We start from the raw sequence: 14,717 nt of genomic DNA, 5'->3' as shown, positions 1-14,717 counted from the left end.
TACCAGACTGGCGTCCGGCAGCAGGGGTGCCGGACCGGCGTCCCGTCAGTCCGCCGGCAATCTTCTTCGACCTGAAGAAGTCGTCATCGGCGGACACCGCATCTCCCGCGCGAACCACTCATGGTGATCACCCACGTCGGGAACGCGGGGGAGTTCCTCCGGGTTGCTTGATCGTCCACACTCACCGGGTGACAGAAGAGCTGGTCGCTGCCGCGCGGCGGGCCTACGGCTGGTCGGCGAGGGCCGTGGCGACCCGGGGACCACGGGGTGCCCTGGGGCAGATCTGGCGGGTCGACGACGGCCCCACACGGTACGCGCTCAAGGAGATCTTCGCGGCGCCACCGACGGCGGAGCAGGTCGCGGTGGAACTGACCTACACGCGGCGGGCAGCCGAGGCGGGGGTCCGACTGCCCGCGAGCCTCCCTGACCGCGAGGGACGGCACGTCGTTCCCACGCCGGGCGGGACCTGGCTGCGCCTCTACGACTGGGTCGACGTGCGGCCCCTCGACCTGACCGCCCAGTCGACTCCCCACGCGGTGGGGGTTCTTCTCGCGCGGCTGCACCGGTGCGCACCCGCCACCGCCGTCGAGGCCGGCGGCGCCCCGCCCGACGCCTGGTATCACCAAGTGCCGACCGCGCACGCGTGGGACCGGGTGCCCGCCGTGGGCACCGCCTGGGCGGCGCGGTTGGCCGACCGGCTCGCCAGCCTGCCGGACCTGACGCGGGAGGTGACCCGGGTCGTTTCCGGCCGGCTGGTCGTCTGTCACCGGGACCTGCACCCTGGAAACGTGCTCGCCGAGCCCACCGGTGACCTGGTGGTGGTCGACTGGGACAGTCTCGGGCCGGCGGCACCGGAACGGGAACTGGCCCGTGCGCTGTTCGACTGGTGCTGCGACGGGCCGGACGCCGACTTCGCCGGAATGCGCCGCATGTACGAGGCGTACCTGCGGCACGGCGGGCCGGGCCGGATCGTGGCACCCGCCGACTTCTCGATGCTCGTCGCCAGTCGGCTCAACTTCCTGCTGCGCCAGCTCCACGTCGCCGTTGATCCGGCCACCGAGGGGCGGCACCGGGAGTGGGCCGAGCAGGAGATCGACGAGGCACTGCGCATTCTGCCCACCCCGGAGCACCTGGCCGCCGTCCTTGAGCTGGCCGCGAGCGTACGGTGAATGGGGCCACGTCAGAGGTGCGGGGAAGCTCCTCCGCGGGCGGCCACTCCAGGAGAGTGATCCGACGGCTTTCCGCGTCCAACGGCCCCGACTGCGGTGAATCTTGGACACTTTCCGTCAGCATGGAACGGAAAGTGTCCAAGATTGCGGGTGAACGTCTACCCCTCCGGGCGTTCGGCAACGTAGGTGCCGCGTCCTGGCTGTCCGGTGATCAGCTCCCGGTCGTGCAGGAGCGAGAGCGCCCGCGAGGCCGTGTTCATGTGGACTTTGTAGGCCTCTGCCAGCTCCCGGGTGGAAGGGAGCTTGTCGCCGGGTTTCAACTCGCCACTCTTGATCTTCGCGGCGATGTCGTTGGCGATCTGACGGTATGGGGCTTGTGCTGTGGGCATGGTGAGGACTCCGGTTGGTTCGGCGTCCTCGATCATGCCGGACCTGCACCAGTAACTGCAATAAGCGGTCGTGTCGTGACGCTGCGGGGTCGACCTACACAAGCATTTTGTGTATGTTGCTGGGTGTCCGGCTCCGGTTGGTTCGGCAAACCCTCGGAGGTGGGCGTCCGAGTGGGCTCCGGGGTCGTACCGCCGTGTTGGGCTGCGGTCGCGGGGCCGGCGGCCCGGTCCGCATTCCCCCTTTCTGCGGACCGGGCCGCCCTCCACCGACGACGGGTGACGGAGGGGTGTCCGCACATGGGAATCCTGGAGAGACTGTTCCGGCCGGTGGGCCGGCTGTGCCACGATCGGCCGCAGCCCGACCAGCCACGGCACCACCAGTCACGGCGCGACCAGCCCCAACACGACCGGGCGCGGCATGACCGGGCACGGCGCGGGCAGGTGTCGGGCGGGCGGCGGCGGTCGCCGAACGAGGGGTGGTACCGGTCGGCCACCTGCCGGCCGCTGACCGCCGGGCAGGTCCGCGACCGGCAGTTCCGCAGCGTGCGCCGGGGTGGCCTCGACCCCCTGGAGGTGTACGCGTTCCTGCACCGGGTCGCCGGGGAGTTGGCCGTCGCCCGGCGCGAGCTGGCCTACACCACCGAGGAGAACGTCCGGGTCAAGCGGGCGCTGCGGAGCTGGCAGTCCCGGTTCGCACCGAGGGTGCACCGGTGAACCGCGTCGAGGGCACACCCGCCAGACGGGAACGGGAACGGTTCGTGGTGCACCTGCCGGTGGTCGCCACCGACCTGGCCGCTGCGTTGCGCTTCGCCCGGTCGATCACCCGGGCGGTGAGCTTCCTGGCCGACGTGGACCGGGCCGAGACAACCGTCTCCGCCGAGGACGCGCAGGGCGTACGGCACCGGGTCTTCTGCGACCGGTTGTTCGCGCGGGGCCGGCGGTGCCCGGGGCTGGCCGGGCACGACGGCGACTGTGGCGTCGACCGACATCGGTAGGTGGGGGAGGCCGACACCAGGGGTGCTGTCACGGTGGCGGTACCGGCCATCGACCGGAAACACCGGGGTGACCGATTGGCCCGACCGGCCACCCGGCCAGCGTTACTTGTGTGTTGCCGCCACATAGCCCGTGGGTGACGTCACTCCTAGCGTGAGCCGACAACGGATATCCCATCCTCCGAGTCCTCACGTGGAGTCGCAATGACGGTCCGGACGACGCGGCGTGCGTTCCTCGCCGCCGCCACCATGATGGCCGCGGCGGTCGCCGCGACCGCCTGTGGCAGCCCGCAGGACACCGCCTCCGGTGGCGGTGACGACGCCGCCCCGGTCAAGGTTGGCCTGGTGTACTCCCAGTCGGGAGCGCTGGCCAGTTACGGCAAGCAGTACATCGAGGGGTTCAGGGCCGGCCTCGACTTCGCCACCGACGGCACCGGCAAGGTCGACGGCCGCACCATCGAGATCACCGAGGTCGACGACGCCGGTGACCCGGCCAAGGCGGTCTCGGCGGCGAAGGACCTGATCGGCAAGGGGCACAAGGTCATCGCCGGGTCGACCGCCTCCGGGGTGGCGTTGCAGGTCGCCCCGATCGCCGCGCAGAACAAGGTCCTCTTCATCTCCGGCCCGGCCGCCACCGACGCGGTGACCGGCGCGAACCGGTACACGTTCCGGTCCGGCCGGCAGTCGTACCAGGACGTGGTGACCGCGAAGTCGTTCATCGGCGACCCGGCGGGCAAGAAGGTCGTGGTCTTCGCCCAGGACGGCGCGTTCGGCGACGCCAACGAGGCCGCCGTCAAGGCCGTCATCGGCGGTGCCGGCGCGACGGTGAGCAGCGTCCGGGCCCCGGCCAGCGCCACCGACTTCACCCCGTTCGCCAGCCAGATCACCGCCGCCAAGCCGGACCTGCTCTTCGTCGCCTGGGCCGGCACCACCGCCCCGGCGATGTGGCAGACCCTCGACCAGCAGGGCGTGCTGACCTCCACCACGGTCGTCACCGGCCTCGACATCCGCGCCTCCTGGGCGACCTTCGGCGCGGCCGGCAGCAAGATCTCGTTCCTGTCGCACTACTTCGACGGGGCCAGCGACACCGAGGCCGCCAAGGCCCTCAAGGCGAAGGTGACCGGCGGGGCGATCGACCTGTTCCACCCGGACGGCTTCGCCGCCGCCCAGATGGTCGTCCGTGCGGTCGCCGAGGGTGGCGACGACGTGGAGAAGATGGTCACCGCGCTGGAGGGCTGGAGCTTCGACGGGGTCAAGGGCAAGATGACCATCCGCAAGGAGGACCACGCCCTGCTCCAGCCGATGTACCAGGCGAAGCTGTCCGGCAGCGGCACCACGTTCACCGCAGCCGCCCAGAAGAGCCTCACCGGCGACGAGACCGCGCCGCCGGTCGTGGCGATGAAGGGCTGATCCGACGATGCTCGCCACCCGCGGTCTGACCTGGCGGATCGGTGAGGTCGCCATCGTCGACGACGTGCACCTCGACCTGGCACCCGGGGAGTTCCTCGGCGTGATCGGGCCGAACGGCGCCGGCAAGACCTCACTGTTCAACCTGATCACCGGCCTGCGTCGCCCCACCGACGGCACGGTCCTGCTGGACGGGAGGGACATCGGCACCCTCCCGCCGCACCGGCGGGCCCGCCTCGGGCTGGGGCGTACCTTCCAGGCGTCCTCGGTCTTCGGCTCGCTCAGCGTGCGGGAGAACGTGCGGCTCGCCGTCCAGGCGTACCGCGGGGGTTCGATGAAGCTGTGGCGGCGGGCGGCGGCCGACCGGGAGGTGGTCGCCGCCGCCGACGCGGCGCTCGACCGGGTCGGCCTCGCCCACCGGGGTACGGCGCTCGCCGGCACCCTCGCCCACGGCGAGAAGCGCAAGCTGGAGATCGCGCTGCTGCTCGCCGGGGAACCCCGGGTGATGCTGCTGGACGAGCCGATGGCCGGGGTCAGCGCCGAGGACGTGCCCGAGCTGGTTCGCGTGATCAAGTCGCTGACCGGGGACAGCGGCCGGGCGGTGCTCATGGTCGAGCACCACATGGACGTGATCCTGGAGCTGGCCGACCGGATCGCCGTGATGCACCACGGCGCGCTGCTCGCCTGCGACACCCCGGAGACGGTGATGGCCAACCCCACCGTCCAGGAGGCCTACCTCGGGGAGTCCCTATGACCGCCGCCATCCTCACCGTCGAGGACCTGTCAGTGCGGATCGCCGGGCTGCACATCCTCCAGGGGGTGTCCTTCACGGTCGCCCCGACCGGGGTCACCGTGCTGCTCGGTCGCAACGGCGTCGGCAAGACCACCACGCTGCGTGCCGTCGTCGGGCTCACCCCGGCCGGCGGCGAGGTGACCGGCCGGGTCCGGATGGGGGAGCGCAACCTGCTCGACCGTCCCACCCACCGGCTGGTCCGCGACGGCCTCGGTTACGTGCCCGAGGACCGCTGCGTCTTCGCCGGCCTCACCGTCGCGGAGAACCTGCGCCTCGCCGAGCGGCGGGGCACCACCCCGGCGTACGACCGGGTGTTCGCGCTCTTCCCCGAGCTGGAGCGGCGCGGACGCCAACGGGCCGGCTCGCTCTCCGGCGGCCAGCAGCAGATGCTCGCGATCGGCCGGGTGCTGCTCAACGACAACAAGCTGCTCCTGGTCGACGAGCCGACGAAGGGGCTCGCCCCGAAGGTGGTGACCGAGGTGGCCGAGGTGCTGGAACGCGTCGCCGCGACGGTGCCGGTGCTGCTGGTCGAACAGAACCTCGCCGTGGTGCGCCGGCTCGCCACCGACGCGGTGGTGCTCGCCGCCGGGCGGGTCGCCTGGAGCGGCCCCGCCCGGGACCTGCTCGCCGAGACGGACCTGACGAAGTCCCTGCTCGGCGTCGGATCGGCGGAGGCGCACTCCCCGAGCGCGGGGAGTGCGCCTGCGGGCCCGGCAGTCGCCAGGAAGGACGGGCTCCGATGAGCACGGTCGTACTGCTCACCCTCACCGGCCTCGGGCTGGCCGCGCTCTACTTCCTGGTCGCCTCCGGGCTCTCCCTGGTGTTCGGGCTGGCCGACGTGCTCAACTTCGCGCACGGGCTCTTCCTCGGCGTCGGGGCGTACGCGACCTGGTGGGCGGCGGGGAACCTGCCCGGCGCCGGCCCGGACGGCCTCGGCTTCGTGGTGGCCGCTGCCTTCGGCGTGCTCACCGGCGCGCTGGTCGCGGTGCTGGTGGAGCTGGTGCTGATCCGGCCGCTCTACTCCCGCACCATCGCGCAGGTCCTGGTGACCGTCGGGCTCTCGCTCGCCGGGGTGGCCCTGCTCCAGGCGGTGTGGGGGGCCGACCCGCGGCCGTTCCCGCGCCCGTCCTGGACCCGGGAGGTGACCCCGGTGTTCGGGGCGAAGGTGCCGAACGCCGGGCTGCTGCTGATCGTCGCCGCGGTGCTGGTGCTCGTCGCGCTGCTGGCCTTCCTCCGCTTCACCCGGTACGGCCTGGTGATCCGGGCGGGGGTGGAGAACCGGGAGATGGTGACCGCGCTCGGCATCGATGTGCGGAAGGCGTTCACCCTGGTCTTCGCGATCGGCGGGGCCGCCGCCGCGCTGGCCGGGGCGCTCGGCGGGGTCTACTTCGGCTCGGTCTCGCCCGGCCAGGGCAGCTCGCTGCTGATCTTCGCGTTCATCGTGGTGGTGATCGGCGGGATGGGCTCGGTGGTCGGCTCCGCGTACGCGGCCGTCGCGGTCGGGCTGCTGCAACAGTTCGTCAACTACTACGGCACCTCCGGCCTGGGCGACATCTGCGTCGTCGCGCTGCTGGCCGTGGTGCTGCTGCTCCGTCCGCAGGGCATCGCCGGAAAGGTGGCCACCGCATGACGAACTCCGTGGTCGACGGTGTGGTGGATCCGCCGAAGGAAGCCGCCCCGGCGGAGACCCGCCCGTCGGTGTGGCAGCGGCTGCGGCCGTTCCTGCCGCTGGTGGCACTGGCGGTCGCGGCGATCCTGCCGTACTCGACGGTGCACCTGCCGGGGATCTTCGAGGGGCCGCTGAACTCGCCCGGCACCCTGCAACTGCTCGCCATCTGCCTGATCTTCGGTGGGCTGGCCGCCGGCTACGACCTGCTGTTCGGGCGGACCGGGATGCTCTCCTTCGGGCATGCGCTCTACTTCGCCGCCGGGGTGTACGGCACCGACGTCCTGGTCACCAAGGCCGGGCTGCCGCTGTGGCAGGCGGCGTTGCTCACCCTGACCGGCGGGACGATCCTCGCCGCGCTGCTCGGCGCGGTCGCGCTGCGGACCGTGGGCATCGCCTTCGCCATGGTCACCCTCGCCTTCGCCCAGGTCGGGGCGATCCTGGTCGCGCGGGACTTCGGCGGGCTGACCGGTGGTGAGGAGGGGCTGCCGCTGGACGTCTCCGGGCTGCCGGCGGCGCTGGTCGGCGTGACGAACACGGTCAACCTGTACTGGCTGGCGCTGGCGTACCTGGCGGTGGTCGTGCTGGTGGTGCACCGGGTCACCGCCTCGCCGACCGGGCGGGTGCTCGCCGGGCTGCGCGACGACGAGCGGCGGGTCGGGGTGCTCGGGCTCGACCCGTACCGGTTCAAGCTGGTCGCCTTCACCCTGGCCGGCGGGCTGGCGACGGCCGGCGGGACGGTCTACTGCCTGATCGTCGGCGGTGCCTCGCCGCACATCACCTCCAGCGAGCTGACGCTCTCCCTGCTGGTCATGGTGGTGCTCGGTGGGCCGGGCACCCGTTGGGGCCCGGTGCTCGGCGGCATCCTCTACATGTACCTGGACCACCGGCTGACCGCCTTCGGGGCGTCCGACGCGGTGGACGCGCTGCCCGGCTGGCTCAGCGCCCCGCTCTCCCAGCCGTTGTTCGTGCTCGGCACGGTGTTCATCCTGGCGGTCTACTTCTTCCCCGGCGGCCTCGCCACCCTCACCCACCGGCTGGCCCCCCTCCGCGCCGCCCTCACCCGCCGCCGCTCTCCTCGCTGACCATGCGGGCGGCGCGGTCCGCCGACGCGTCGCCCGCCCATCCCGTGATCGACACCGGCCCGCCCCGGGGTGGCTGGTAGAAAGGGCGGATGGGGTGGGACCGGGCGGCGGTACGGGAGCGGGCCGAGGCGGTGCTCCGGCGGTTGGCCGGTGAGCACGCCCGGCTACGTGAGGACCAGTGGCGGGCGATCGAGGCGCTGGTCGTCGACCGTCGGCGGGTGCTCTGCGTCCAGCGCACCGGGTGGGGCAAGTCGGCCGTCTACTTCGTCGCCACCGCCCTGCTGCGCGGGCGGAACGCCGACGCCGACCCGCTGGGCCCCGACGCCGCCCCATCGGGCCCCGACGCCGATCTGCCGGGCCCCGGCTCTGGCCCCGGCCCGACGGTGATCGTGTCGCCGCTGCTGGCGCTGATGCGCAACCAGGTCGAGGCGGCCGGCCGGGCCGGGATCCGGGCCCGCACCATCAACTCGGCGAACCTCGACGAGTGGGACGGGATCACCGCCGAGATCCACGCCGGCACGGTCGACGTCCTCCTGATCAGCCCGGAGCGGCTCAACAACCCGGACTTCCGGGACACCGTCCTGCCCCGCCTGGCCGCCACCACCGGGCTGCTCGTGGTCGACGAGGCGCACTGCGTCTCGGACTGGGGCCACGACTTCCGCCCCGACTACCGTCGGCTGCGGACGTTCCTGGCGAACCTGCCCGCGCGTACGCCGGTGCTCGCCACCACGGCCACCGCCAACGCCCGGGTCACCGCCGACGTCGCCGAGCAGCTCGGCACCGGCCAGCCGGGCGAGATCGCCGTCCGGGACGACGTCCTGGTGCTGCGGGGCAGCCTGGACCGGGAGTCGCTGCGGTTGGCCGTACTCGATCTGCCCAGCCCGGCGCACCGGCTCGGCTGGCTCGCCGACCACCTGGACCGCCTCCCCGGCTCGGGGATCGTCTACACGCTGACCGTGGCGGCGGCGGGGGAGACCGCCGAGTTCCTCCGGTCCCGCGGCTACCCGGTCGCCGCCTACACCGGGCAGGTCGAGGACGCCGACCGCCGGGCCGCCGAGCAGGACCTCCTCGACAACAAGATCAAGGCGCTGGTGGCGACCTCCGCGCTCGGCATGGGCTTCGACAAGCCCGACCTCGGCTTCGTCGTGCACCTCGGCGCACCACCCTCGCCGATCGCCTACTACCAGCAGGTCGGCCGGGCCGGACGGGCCGTCGAGCACGCCGAGGTGCTGCTGCTGCCGGGTGCCGAGGACGCGGCGATCTGGCGGTACTTCGCCTCGCTCGCCTTCCCACCGGAGGAGCAGGTCAGGGCCGTGCTCGCCGCGCTGCGCACCGACCGGCCGCTCTCCACCCAGGCCCTCGAACCCGTGGTCGACCTGCGCCGGGCCCGCCTGGAGATGATGCTCAAGGTGCTCGACGTCGACGGCGCGGTCCGCCGGGTGCGCGGCGGCTGGCTCGCCACCGGCGAGCCCTGGACCTACGACGAGCCCCGGTTGCGTCGCGTCGCGCAGGCGCGCACCGCCGAGCAGCAGGCGATGCGCGAGTACGCCGGCACGCCCGGCTGCCGGATGCGTTACCTGCGGGACTGCCTGGACGACGACACGGCCACCGACTGCGGCCGGTGCGACCGGTGCGCCGGGCCGCTCTTCGACGCCACGGTCTCCGGGCCGGCGCTCACCGCCGCGCAGGCGTTCCTCGGCCGCCCCGGGGTGGACCTCCCGCCGAAGAAGCTCTGGCCCACCGGCCTGGACACGGTGGGCGTACCGCTGAAGGGGCGCATACCCGCGACGGAGCAGGCGCTGCCGGGACGCGCGGTCGGGCGCCTCTCCGACCTCGGATGGGGTGGGCGGTTGCGTGCCCTGGCGGGTCCGGACGCCGCCGACGCGCCGCTGCCGGACGACGTCGCCGCAGCCGTGGTCGAGGTGCTCAAGGCCTGGTCCCACGGGGACGACCCCTGGCCGCGTCGTCCGGTGGGCGTGGTGGCGGTCGGTTCCCGACGGCACCCCCGGCTGGTCGGCTCGCTCGCGGAGCGGATCGCCGCGATCGGCCGGCTACCCCTGCTCGGCCAGGTCACGCCGACCGGCGCCGCCGGCCCGGACGGTCCGCGCGGCAACAGCGCCCAACGGGTACGCGTGCTGCACGACGCCTTCGCCGTACCGGACGAGCTGGCCGCCGCGCTCGCCGGACTGACCGGCCCGGTACTGCTGGTCGACGACCTGGTCGACTCCGGCTGGACGTTGACCCTGGTGGCGCGGTTGCTGCGCCGCCACGGCGCGCCGGACGTCCTACCCCTGGCCCTGGCCGTCGCCGGCTGAGACCCGGGCCGCCCGGCCGGCGCGTCGGGGGACGGACCGGGTGGGAAAAGTTCCCGGCCAGGGCGGAATGCGACCGTTACCACCCCGTCGCCGTGGCCGCCCGGTGACCAGCCGTCCCGACGGTACCGTGAACCTCATGAACGACCAGTTCCCCGTCAGCACCCTCCGGCTGGCGCTGGTGGTGGCCGGGCTGGTCCTCTCGTTGATCGCCGGCTTCGGCATCGGGCGGCTCAACCCCCCTCCGTCGTCGGTGGCGGGGACGTCCACGACGGCCGGCGCCGAGCACAGCCACCCGGCGGGCACCCCCGCGCACGCGCACCCCGACGGCGGGACGACGGAGGTCGGCGGCCTGGCCGTCACCTCGGCGGGCTACACCCTCGTGCCGCTGGACGGGACGTTCACCGCGGGCCGGGCCGCCGAGTTCCGCTTCCAGATCCAGGAGACGGGGCAGCGGCCGGTGACCCGGTTCGCGATCGTGCACGACAAGCCGATGCACCTGATCGTGGTGCGCCGGGACCTTTCCGGTTACCAGCACCTGCACCCGACGATGGCCACCGACGGCACCTGGTCGGTGCCGCTGATCCTGCCCGAGCCGGGGATCTGGCGGGCGTACGCCGACTTCGCCGCACTGACCCCCGACGGCGCGCAGACGCCGGTGACCCTCGGGGTGGACCTGGTCGTGGCCGGCGCGTACACCCCCCGGGAACTGCCCCCGGCCGCCCGGACCGCCACCGTCGACCGGTTCACCGTCGACTTCCAGGGCGATCCCCGCATCGGCGTGGACGCGCCGATGGCGTTCCGGGTCCGCGTCGGTGACACCACGCCCACGCTGGAGCGCTACCTCGGCGCGTACGGACACCTGGTGGTGCTCCGTGAGGGCGACCTCGGCTACCTGCACGTGCATCCGGAGACGGAGCTGGCCGGGAGCGCGGTGATGTTCCGGCTCACCATGCCCGGTCCCGGTCGCTACCGGTTCTACCTCGACTTCCAGGTGGCCGGTGAGGTGCACACCGCCGAGTACACGGTGACGATGCCCTGACGGCGTGGGGCGGCGGGGCTCAGCCCGCCCGGCGGGCGGGCCGGTGGGCGAGGTACCGCAGCAGGTCCCGGATCTGGTGCTTCTCCTCGGCCGGCACGGTCGGGTCGGCCAGCCGGTCGAGGATCACCCGGACGTCCGCCTCGACCGGGGCGTCGTCGGCGCGGGGTCGGGCCGCCGGAGCGCCGTCGGGCAGGCCGAGCGCCCGGAACGCCGCGGTGACCGGCACGTCCAGGGCGGCACAGAAACCCCGGACCTTGGCCAGTTCGGGGTAGTCCTGCCAGTCGCCGGCCAGCCAGCGGAAGATCGTGGACCGGCCCACCCCGGTGTGCGCGGCCAGGTCGGTGACGGTCCACCCGCGCTCCCGGCGGGCGTCGTCGATGGCCCGCCGGACGAAACGCGCGAAGGCCATCTGCGGCGAAACCTCTGCGGAGCCCATGGTCGGGTGTCCCTTTCCGGTGGGTTGCACCGGACGGTGCGCCCTTGAGGGTAATACCACCAGCGGGGTGGGTGACCGCCCGATCGCCCGGCTGGTCACCCCGATTCGTCACCCGGCGATCGCTGCCGGGGTCAACCGGCCGCGCGGCCGCCGTCGTCGAGGAGCTGCTCCAGGCGGGGCGTGACCTGCCACTGCGCCACCAGGGCGCGGTAGTCGGCGTGCTGGTCGTCGCTGGCCGCCGTGGTGGTGCGACGGGCGCGGATCAGCAGGTTCCGGGGAGTGTGGCGGGAGTCGACGAACTCCACCACCTCGGCCCGGTAGCCGTGCAACCGGAGCAGACCGGCCCGGAGCGCGTCGGTCAGCACGTCGGCGAAGCGTTCCCGCAGGATGCCCTGCCGGGTGAGCAGCTCGTACGGGGCCGGGGCGGGTCGGGCCCGCAGCTGCGCGGCGAGGTCGTGGTGACAGCACGGGGCGGCGAGCACCCAACGGGCCTGCCACCGGACCGCCCGGGCCAGCGCCTCGTCGGTGGCCGTGTCACAGGCGTGCAACGCCAGCACCAGGTCGGGGGCCGGGTCGACCTCGGCGTCGAGGATGGTGCCGGCGACGAACCGGACCCGTCCGGCCCAGCCGAGCCGCTCGGCGAGAGCGGTGTTGCGTTGCCGCTGGTCCTCCCGGACGTCCACGCCGACGAGTTCCACGTCGAGCCCGCACCGGGTCAGGTAGCGGTACGCGGCGAAGGTGAGGTAGGCGTTCCCGCAGCCCAGGTCGACCACGCGCAGCGGCCCGGTCAGCTCGTCGGGGAGGGTGGCGGCGAGGGCGCGGAGGAAGGCGTCCACCTGTCGGCGCTTGGCCGCCGAACCACCGATCTCGGCGAAGATCGGGTCACCCGGGTCGAGCAGGTACTCCTTCTCCCGGTCGTGACCGTCGGACGCGGCGGCGGGGCGGGCGGCGGCGGCCCGGTGCACCTGCGCCTCGCCGGACTTGGTCACCCGGAGCTGGACGGTCGCGTCGGTGGTCTCCACGTGCCAGTTGCCGAACGGCTCGGCCAGCAGCGCGTCGACGGCTTCGTCCGCCTCCGGGCCGGGGGCGACGTTGCGGGTGTACGGGCGGTTCCCGTCGGAGGTGGAGATCTGGAGCCGGGGGCCGGCCTTCAGGGCTACCGGCCGCAGTTCGGCGCGCACCACCGAGGGGTGCTGCCCGCGGCGTCGTCCGGCGGCGACGGCCCTGGTCAGGGTGGGGCCGAGCAGCAGGGCCCGGAGGTCGGTGAGGGCGTCGTCGAGCGGTACGGGCATCGGTCCATCATCCTCGCCGGCCCACCGGTCCCACCCGGCGGCCCGTCCGGACGGATCGGCTGTCCCGCCGGTGCCCGGCCGGCGTGGGTCCGGTGCTCCCACCTGGCGGCCGGACGTGAACGTCCCCCGCACCGGCGGACCGGTGCGGGGGACGTGTCGGCGCGTGCCGGGTCAGTCCGCGATCGCCTCGGCGGGCGTACCGGTGGTGGCGCCGGCGCCACTGCGGCGGCGGCGACGCCGACGGGGCTTCGCCTCGCCCTCGGCGGCGGCGCTGCCGGCGGTGTCGTCCGTGATCACGGCGGTCGGCGCACCATCGGTGATCACCTCTCCGGCCCGACGACGACGCCGACGGCGCGGGGTGCGGGAGGTCTCCTCCTCGCTCGCTACGGCCTCGCTCGCCACGGCCTCGGTCGCCGGCGCGGCTTCGGAGCCGCGCTGGCGGGATCGGCGCGGGCGGTCGTTGCCGCCGCGCCGGCCGGTCTCACCGCCCCGGCGGCGGCCACCGCCGAGGTCCTCCTCGATCTCGGCGGAGAGCCCGGCCCGGGTCCGCTCGGCGGTGGGCAGGGTGCCGGTCATCTCGGTGGAGATGCCCAGGTCGGTGTAGAGGTGGGCGGAGGTGTGGTACGTCTCCGGCGGCTCGGGCATGTCCAGCCCGAGGGTCTTGTCGATGATCCGCCAGCGCGGCATGTCGTCCCAGTCGACGAAGGTCACCGCCACCCCGGTCGCGCCGGCCCGGCCGGTCCGGCCGATCCGGTGGGTGTAGGTGTCCTGGTCCTCCGGGCAGTCATAGTTGATCACGTGGGTGACGCCGCTGACGTCGATGCCGCGCGCGGCGACGTCGGTGGCGACCAACGTGTCGATCTTGCCGGCGCGGAACGCCCGCAGGGCCCGCTCCCGCGCGCCCTGTCCCAGGTCGCCGTGGACGGCGGCCACCGCGAAGCCCCGGAAGTCGAGGTCCTCGGCGACCCGGTCGGCAGCCCGCTTGGTCCGCGTGAAGATCATGGTCAGGCCGCGCCCCTCCGCCTGGAGGATCCGGGCCACGATCTCGATCTTGTTCATCGAGTGGGTGCGGTACGCGAGCTGCTGGGTCTGCGGCGACGGGCCGGTCTCGGCGGTGTGCCCGGCGTGGATCGTGACCGGCCGGCGCAGGAAGCGCCGGGAGAGGGTGACGATCGGGTCCGGCATGGTGGCCGAGAAGAGCATGGTCTGCCGGTCCTCCGGCAGCATCGACAGGATCTTCTCGACGTCGTCGAGGAAGCCCAGGTCGAGCATCCGGTCGGCCTCGTCCAGCACCAGGGCGTGCACCCGGTCGAGCCGGAGGTGCTTCTGCTTGGCCAGGTCGAGCAGGCGGCCCGGGGTGCCGACGAGAATCTCGACGCCCTTGCGCAGCGCGTCGATCTGCGGCTCGTACGCGACGCCACCGTAGATCGGCAGCACCCGCACGTTCCGGGTACGACCTGCGGCGGCGAGGTCCTTCGCCACCTGGATGCCCAGCTCACGGGTCGGTACGACGACCAGCGCCTGCGGCACGCCGTCGCTGCCCTCACCGGGCGCGAAGACCCGCTCGAGCAGCGGGACGCCGAAGCCGAGGGTCTTGCCGGTGCCGGTCGGCGCCTGACCGATCAGGTCGGTGCCGCGCAGCGCGATCGGCAGCGCGTACTCCTGGATGGCGAAGGCGCGGGTGATGCCGGCGGCGGCGAGCGCCTCGACGGTCTCCTGCCGCGCGCCCAGTTCGGCGAAGGTCGGTGCCTCCGGGCGAACCGGAGCCGTCGGGGCCAGTTCCTGGCCGTCGATCACGAGGTCTGTGGGGGCCAGTTCCTGGCCGTCCGTGTGGAGATTCTGTTCGCTCATGTGGTGTTGGGGGTGCCCTCTCGTGGTGCGCCCCGTCATGTCTTCAGGGCGCGTTCGGTATGGCGCGGGCCACACGGTCGGCGGCGGAACGCCGTGCCGGACCGGGCCGCACGCGCGCCGTGGGCAGGACGTCCAGCCGGATCGACGGCCGCACCTGCGGCGGGCGAACATCAGAACGGCGCCCACGGCAACTGCCCCATACTAGCTGGTTAACCGGGATGTCGTCCTGATCTGCGCGGGCGGTGGCGCACTCGGGGGTCCGCCTTGTGATCCAGGTCACAAT

14 protein-coding genes are annotated in these 14,717 nt (G+C 73.3%); 10 read left to right on the top strand and 4 right to left on the bottom strand.

The genetic code is table 11. The annotated features are described in order from the left end of the window. The first annotated feature begins 188 nt into the window (after positions 1-188). The gene (locus tag IGA62_RS09255; protein ID WP_186499708.1) at positions 189-1,169 is read left to right on the top strand and encodes a phosphotransferase enzyme family protein; all 981 of its coding nucleotides are present in this window, start codon (positions 189-191) and stop codon (positions 1,167-1,169) included. 158 nt (positions 1,170-1,327) lie between these two features. Here the strand turns inward: IGA62_RS09255 and IGA62_RS09250 are convergent, their stop codons facing one another. Next, positions 1,328-1,594 (bottom strand): GntR family transcriptional regulator, encoded by a 267-nt coding sequence (locus tag IGA62_RS09250; protein ID WP_377464334.1) that lies wholly within the window; start codon positions 1,592-1,594, stop codon positions 1,328-1,330. A gap of 261 nt (positions 1,595-1,855) precedes the next feature. Between IGA62_RS09250 and IGA62_RS09245 the strand changes: the two genes are divergently transcribed. The 9 genes from IGA62_RS09245 to IGA62_RS09205 all read left to right on the top strand — a co-directional run bounded on the left by IGA62_RS09245 (position 1,856) and on the right by IGA62_RS09205 (position 10,855). Continuing rightward, the gene (locus IGA62_RS09245; protein ID WP_198501217.1) at positions 1,856-2,272 is read left to right on the top strand and encodes a DivIVA domain-containing protein; all 417 of its coding nucleotides are present in this window, start codon (positions 1,856-1,858) and stop codon (positions 2,270-2,272) included. Then, positions 2,269-2,553, top strand: coding sequence for a hypothetical protein (locus tag IGA62_RS09240; RefSeq protein ID WP_145815400.1), 285 nt, complete (start codon positions 2,269-2,271; stop codon positions 2,551-2,553). Before IGA62_RS09245 ends, IGA62_RS09240 begins: the two co-directional genes overlap by 4 nt. Before the next feature lie 201 nt (positions 2,554-2,754). Continuing rightward, positions 2,755-3,960 carry a substrate-binding domain-containing protein gene (locus tag IGA62_RS09235; RefSeq protein WP_145815401.1) on the top strand — a complete coding sequence of 402 codons (1,206 nt, stop codon included), beginning with the start codon at positions 2,755-2,757 and terminating at the stop codon, positions 3,958-3,960. 7 nt (positions 3,961-3,967) lie between these two features. Next, positions 3,968-4,711 (top strand): ABC transporter ATP-binding protein, encoded by a 744-nt coding sequence (locus IGA62_RS09230; RefSeq protein ID WP_145815402.1) that lies wholly within the window; start codon positions 3,968-3,970, stop codon positions 4,709-4,711. Next, a complete protein-coding gene (locus IGA62_RS09225; RefSeq protein ID WP_145815403.1) occupies positions 4,708-5,493 on the top strand; it encodes an ABC transporter ATP-binding protein in 786 nt (261 codons plus the stop codon). The genes IGA62_RS09230 and IGA62_RS09225 overlap by 4 nt, the downstream gene beginning before the upstream one ends. Further along, complete coding sequence (locus IGA62_RS09220) at positions 5,490-6,380, top strand: branched-chain amino acid ABC transporter permease (protein WP_145815404.1); 891 nt, start codon at positions 5,490-5,492, stop codon at positions 6,378-6,380. The genes IGA62_RS09225 and IGA62_RS09220 overlap by 4 nt, the downstream gene beginning before the upstream one ends. Continuing rightward, on the top strand, positions 6,377-7,501 hold the full coding sequence (locus IGA62_RS09215) for a branched-chain amino acid ABC transporter permease (protein WP_145815405.1): 1,125 nt from the start codon (positions 6,377-6,379) through the stop codon (positions 7,499-7,501). The genes IGA62_RS09220 and IGA62_RS09215 overlap by 4 nt, the downstream gene beginning before the upstream one ends. Before the next feature lie 89 nt (positions 7,502-7,590). Then, positions 7,591-9,816: a RecQ family ATP-dependent DNA helicase gene (locus IGA62_RS09210; RefSeq protein ID WP_145815406.1), complete on the top strand. Its 2,226-nt coding sequence runs from the start codon at positions 7,591-7,593 to the stop codon at positions 9,814-9,816. Positions 9,817-9,952: 136 nt separating this feature from the next. Next, complete coding sequence (locus IGA62_RS09205) at positions 9,953-10,855, top strand: hypothetical protein (protein ID WP_145815407.1); 903 nt, start codon at positions 9,953-9,955, stop codon at positions 10,853-10,855. Positions 10,856-10,874: 19 nt separating this feature from the next. Here IGA62_RS09205 and IGA62_RS09200 read toward each other — a convergent pair whose 3' ends face one another. The 3 genes from IGA62_RS09200 to IGA62_RS09190 all read right to left on the bottom strand — a co-directional run bounded on the left by IGA62_RS09200 (position 10,875) and on the right by IGA62_RS09190 (position 14,434). After that, positions 10,875-11,291, bottom strand: coding sequence for a helix-turn-helix domain-containing protein (locus IGA62_RS09200; RefSeq protein WP_091452134.1), 417 nt, complete (start codon positions 11,289-11,291; stop codon positions 10,875-10,877). A 131-nt stretch (positions 11,292-11,422) separates the two neighbouring features. Continuing rightward, complete coding sequence (locus tag IGA62_RS09195) at positions 11,423-12,583, bottom strand: class I SAM-dependent methyltransferase (protein WP_145815408.1); 1,161 nt, start codon at positions 12,581-12,583, stop codon at positions 11,423-11,425. 171 nt (positions 12,584-12,754) lie between these two features. After that, on the bottom strand, positions 12,755-14,434 hold the full coding sequence (locus IGA62_RS09190; RefSeq protein WP_145815409.1) for a DEAD/DEAH box helicase: 1,680 nt from the start codon (positions 14,432-14,434) through the stop codon (positions 12,755-12,757). Positions 14,435-14,717: the final 283 nt, after the last annotated feature.

It is taken from the genome of Micromonospora sagamiensis, from assembly GCF_014680085.1.
GTDB classification, from domain to species: domain Bacteria; phylum Actinomycetota; class Actinomycetes; order Mycobacteriales; family Micromonosporaceae; genus Micromonospora; species Micromonospora inyonensis.
The sequence above is the reverse complement of the archived record's forward strand: the minus strand, read 5'-3'. Positions and strand labels throughout refer to the sequence as shown.

What these genes read in the sequence shown, in the direction of transcription:
- IGA62_RS09220 (WP_145815404.1), top strand. Translation starts at nt 5,490, where the DNA reads ATGAGCACGGTCGTACTGCTCACCCTCACCGGCCTCGGGCTGGCCGCG.
- IGA62_RS09230 (WP_145815402.1), top strand. Translation starts at nt 3,968, where the DNA reads ATGCTCGCCACCCGCGGTCTGACCTGGCGGATCGGTGAGGTCGCCATC.
- IGA62_RS09215 (WP_145815405.1), top strand. Translation starts at nt 6,377, where the DNA reads ATGACGAACTCCGTGGTCGACGGTGTGGTGGATCCGCCGAAGGAAGCC.
- IGA62_RS09250 (WP_377464334.1), bottom strand. Translation starts at nt 1,594, where the DNA reads ATGATCGAGGACGCCGAACCAACCGGAGTCCTCACCATGCCCACAGCA.
- IGA62_RS09205 (WP_145815407.1), top strand. Translation starts at nt 9,953, where the DNA reads ATGAACGACCAGTTCCCCGTCAGCACCCTCCGGCTGGCGCTGGTGGTG.
- IGA62_RS09245 (WP_198501217.1), top strand. Translation starts at nt 1,856, where the DNA reads ATGGGAATCCTGGAGAGACTGTTCCGGCCGGTGGGCCGGCTGTGCCAC.
- IGA62_RS09210 (WP_145815406.1), top strand. Translation starts at nt 7,591, where the DNA reads ATGGGGTGGGACCGGGCGGCGGTACGGGAGCGGGCCGAGGCGGTGCTC.
- IGA62_RS09200 (WP_091452134.1), bottom strand. Translation starts at nt 11,291, where the DNA reads ATGGGCTCCGCAGAGGTTTCGCCGCAGATGGCCTTCGCGCGTTTCGTC.
- IGA62_RS09190 (WP_145815409.1), bottom strand. Translation starts at nt 14,434, where the DNA reads ATGAGCGAACAGAATCTCCACACGGACGGCCAGGAACTGGCCCCCACA.
- IGA62_RS09235 (WP_145815401.1), top strand. Translation starts at nt 2,755, where the DNA reads ATGACGGTCCGGACGACGCGGCGTGCGTTCCTCGCCGCCGCCACCATG.
- IGA62_RS09225 (WP_145815403.1), top strand. Translation starts at nt 4,708, where the DNA reads ATGACCGCCGCCATCCTCACCGTCGAGGACCTGTCAGTGCGGATCGCC.
- IGA62_RS09195 (WP_145815408.1), bottom strand. Translation starts at nt 12,583, where the DNA reads ATGCCCGTACCGCTCGACGACGCCCTCACCGACCTCCGGGCCCTGCTG.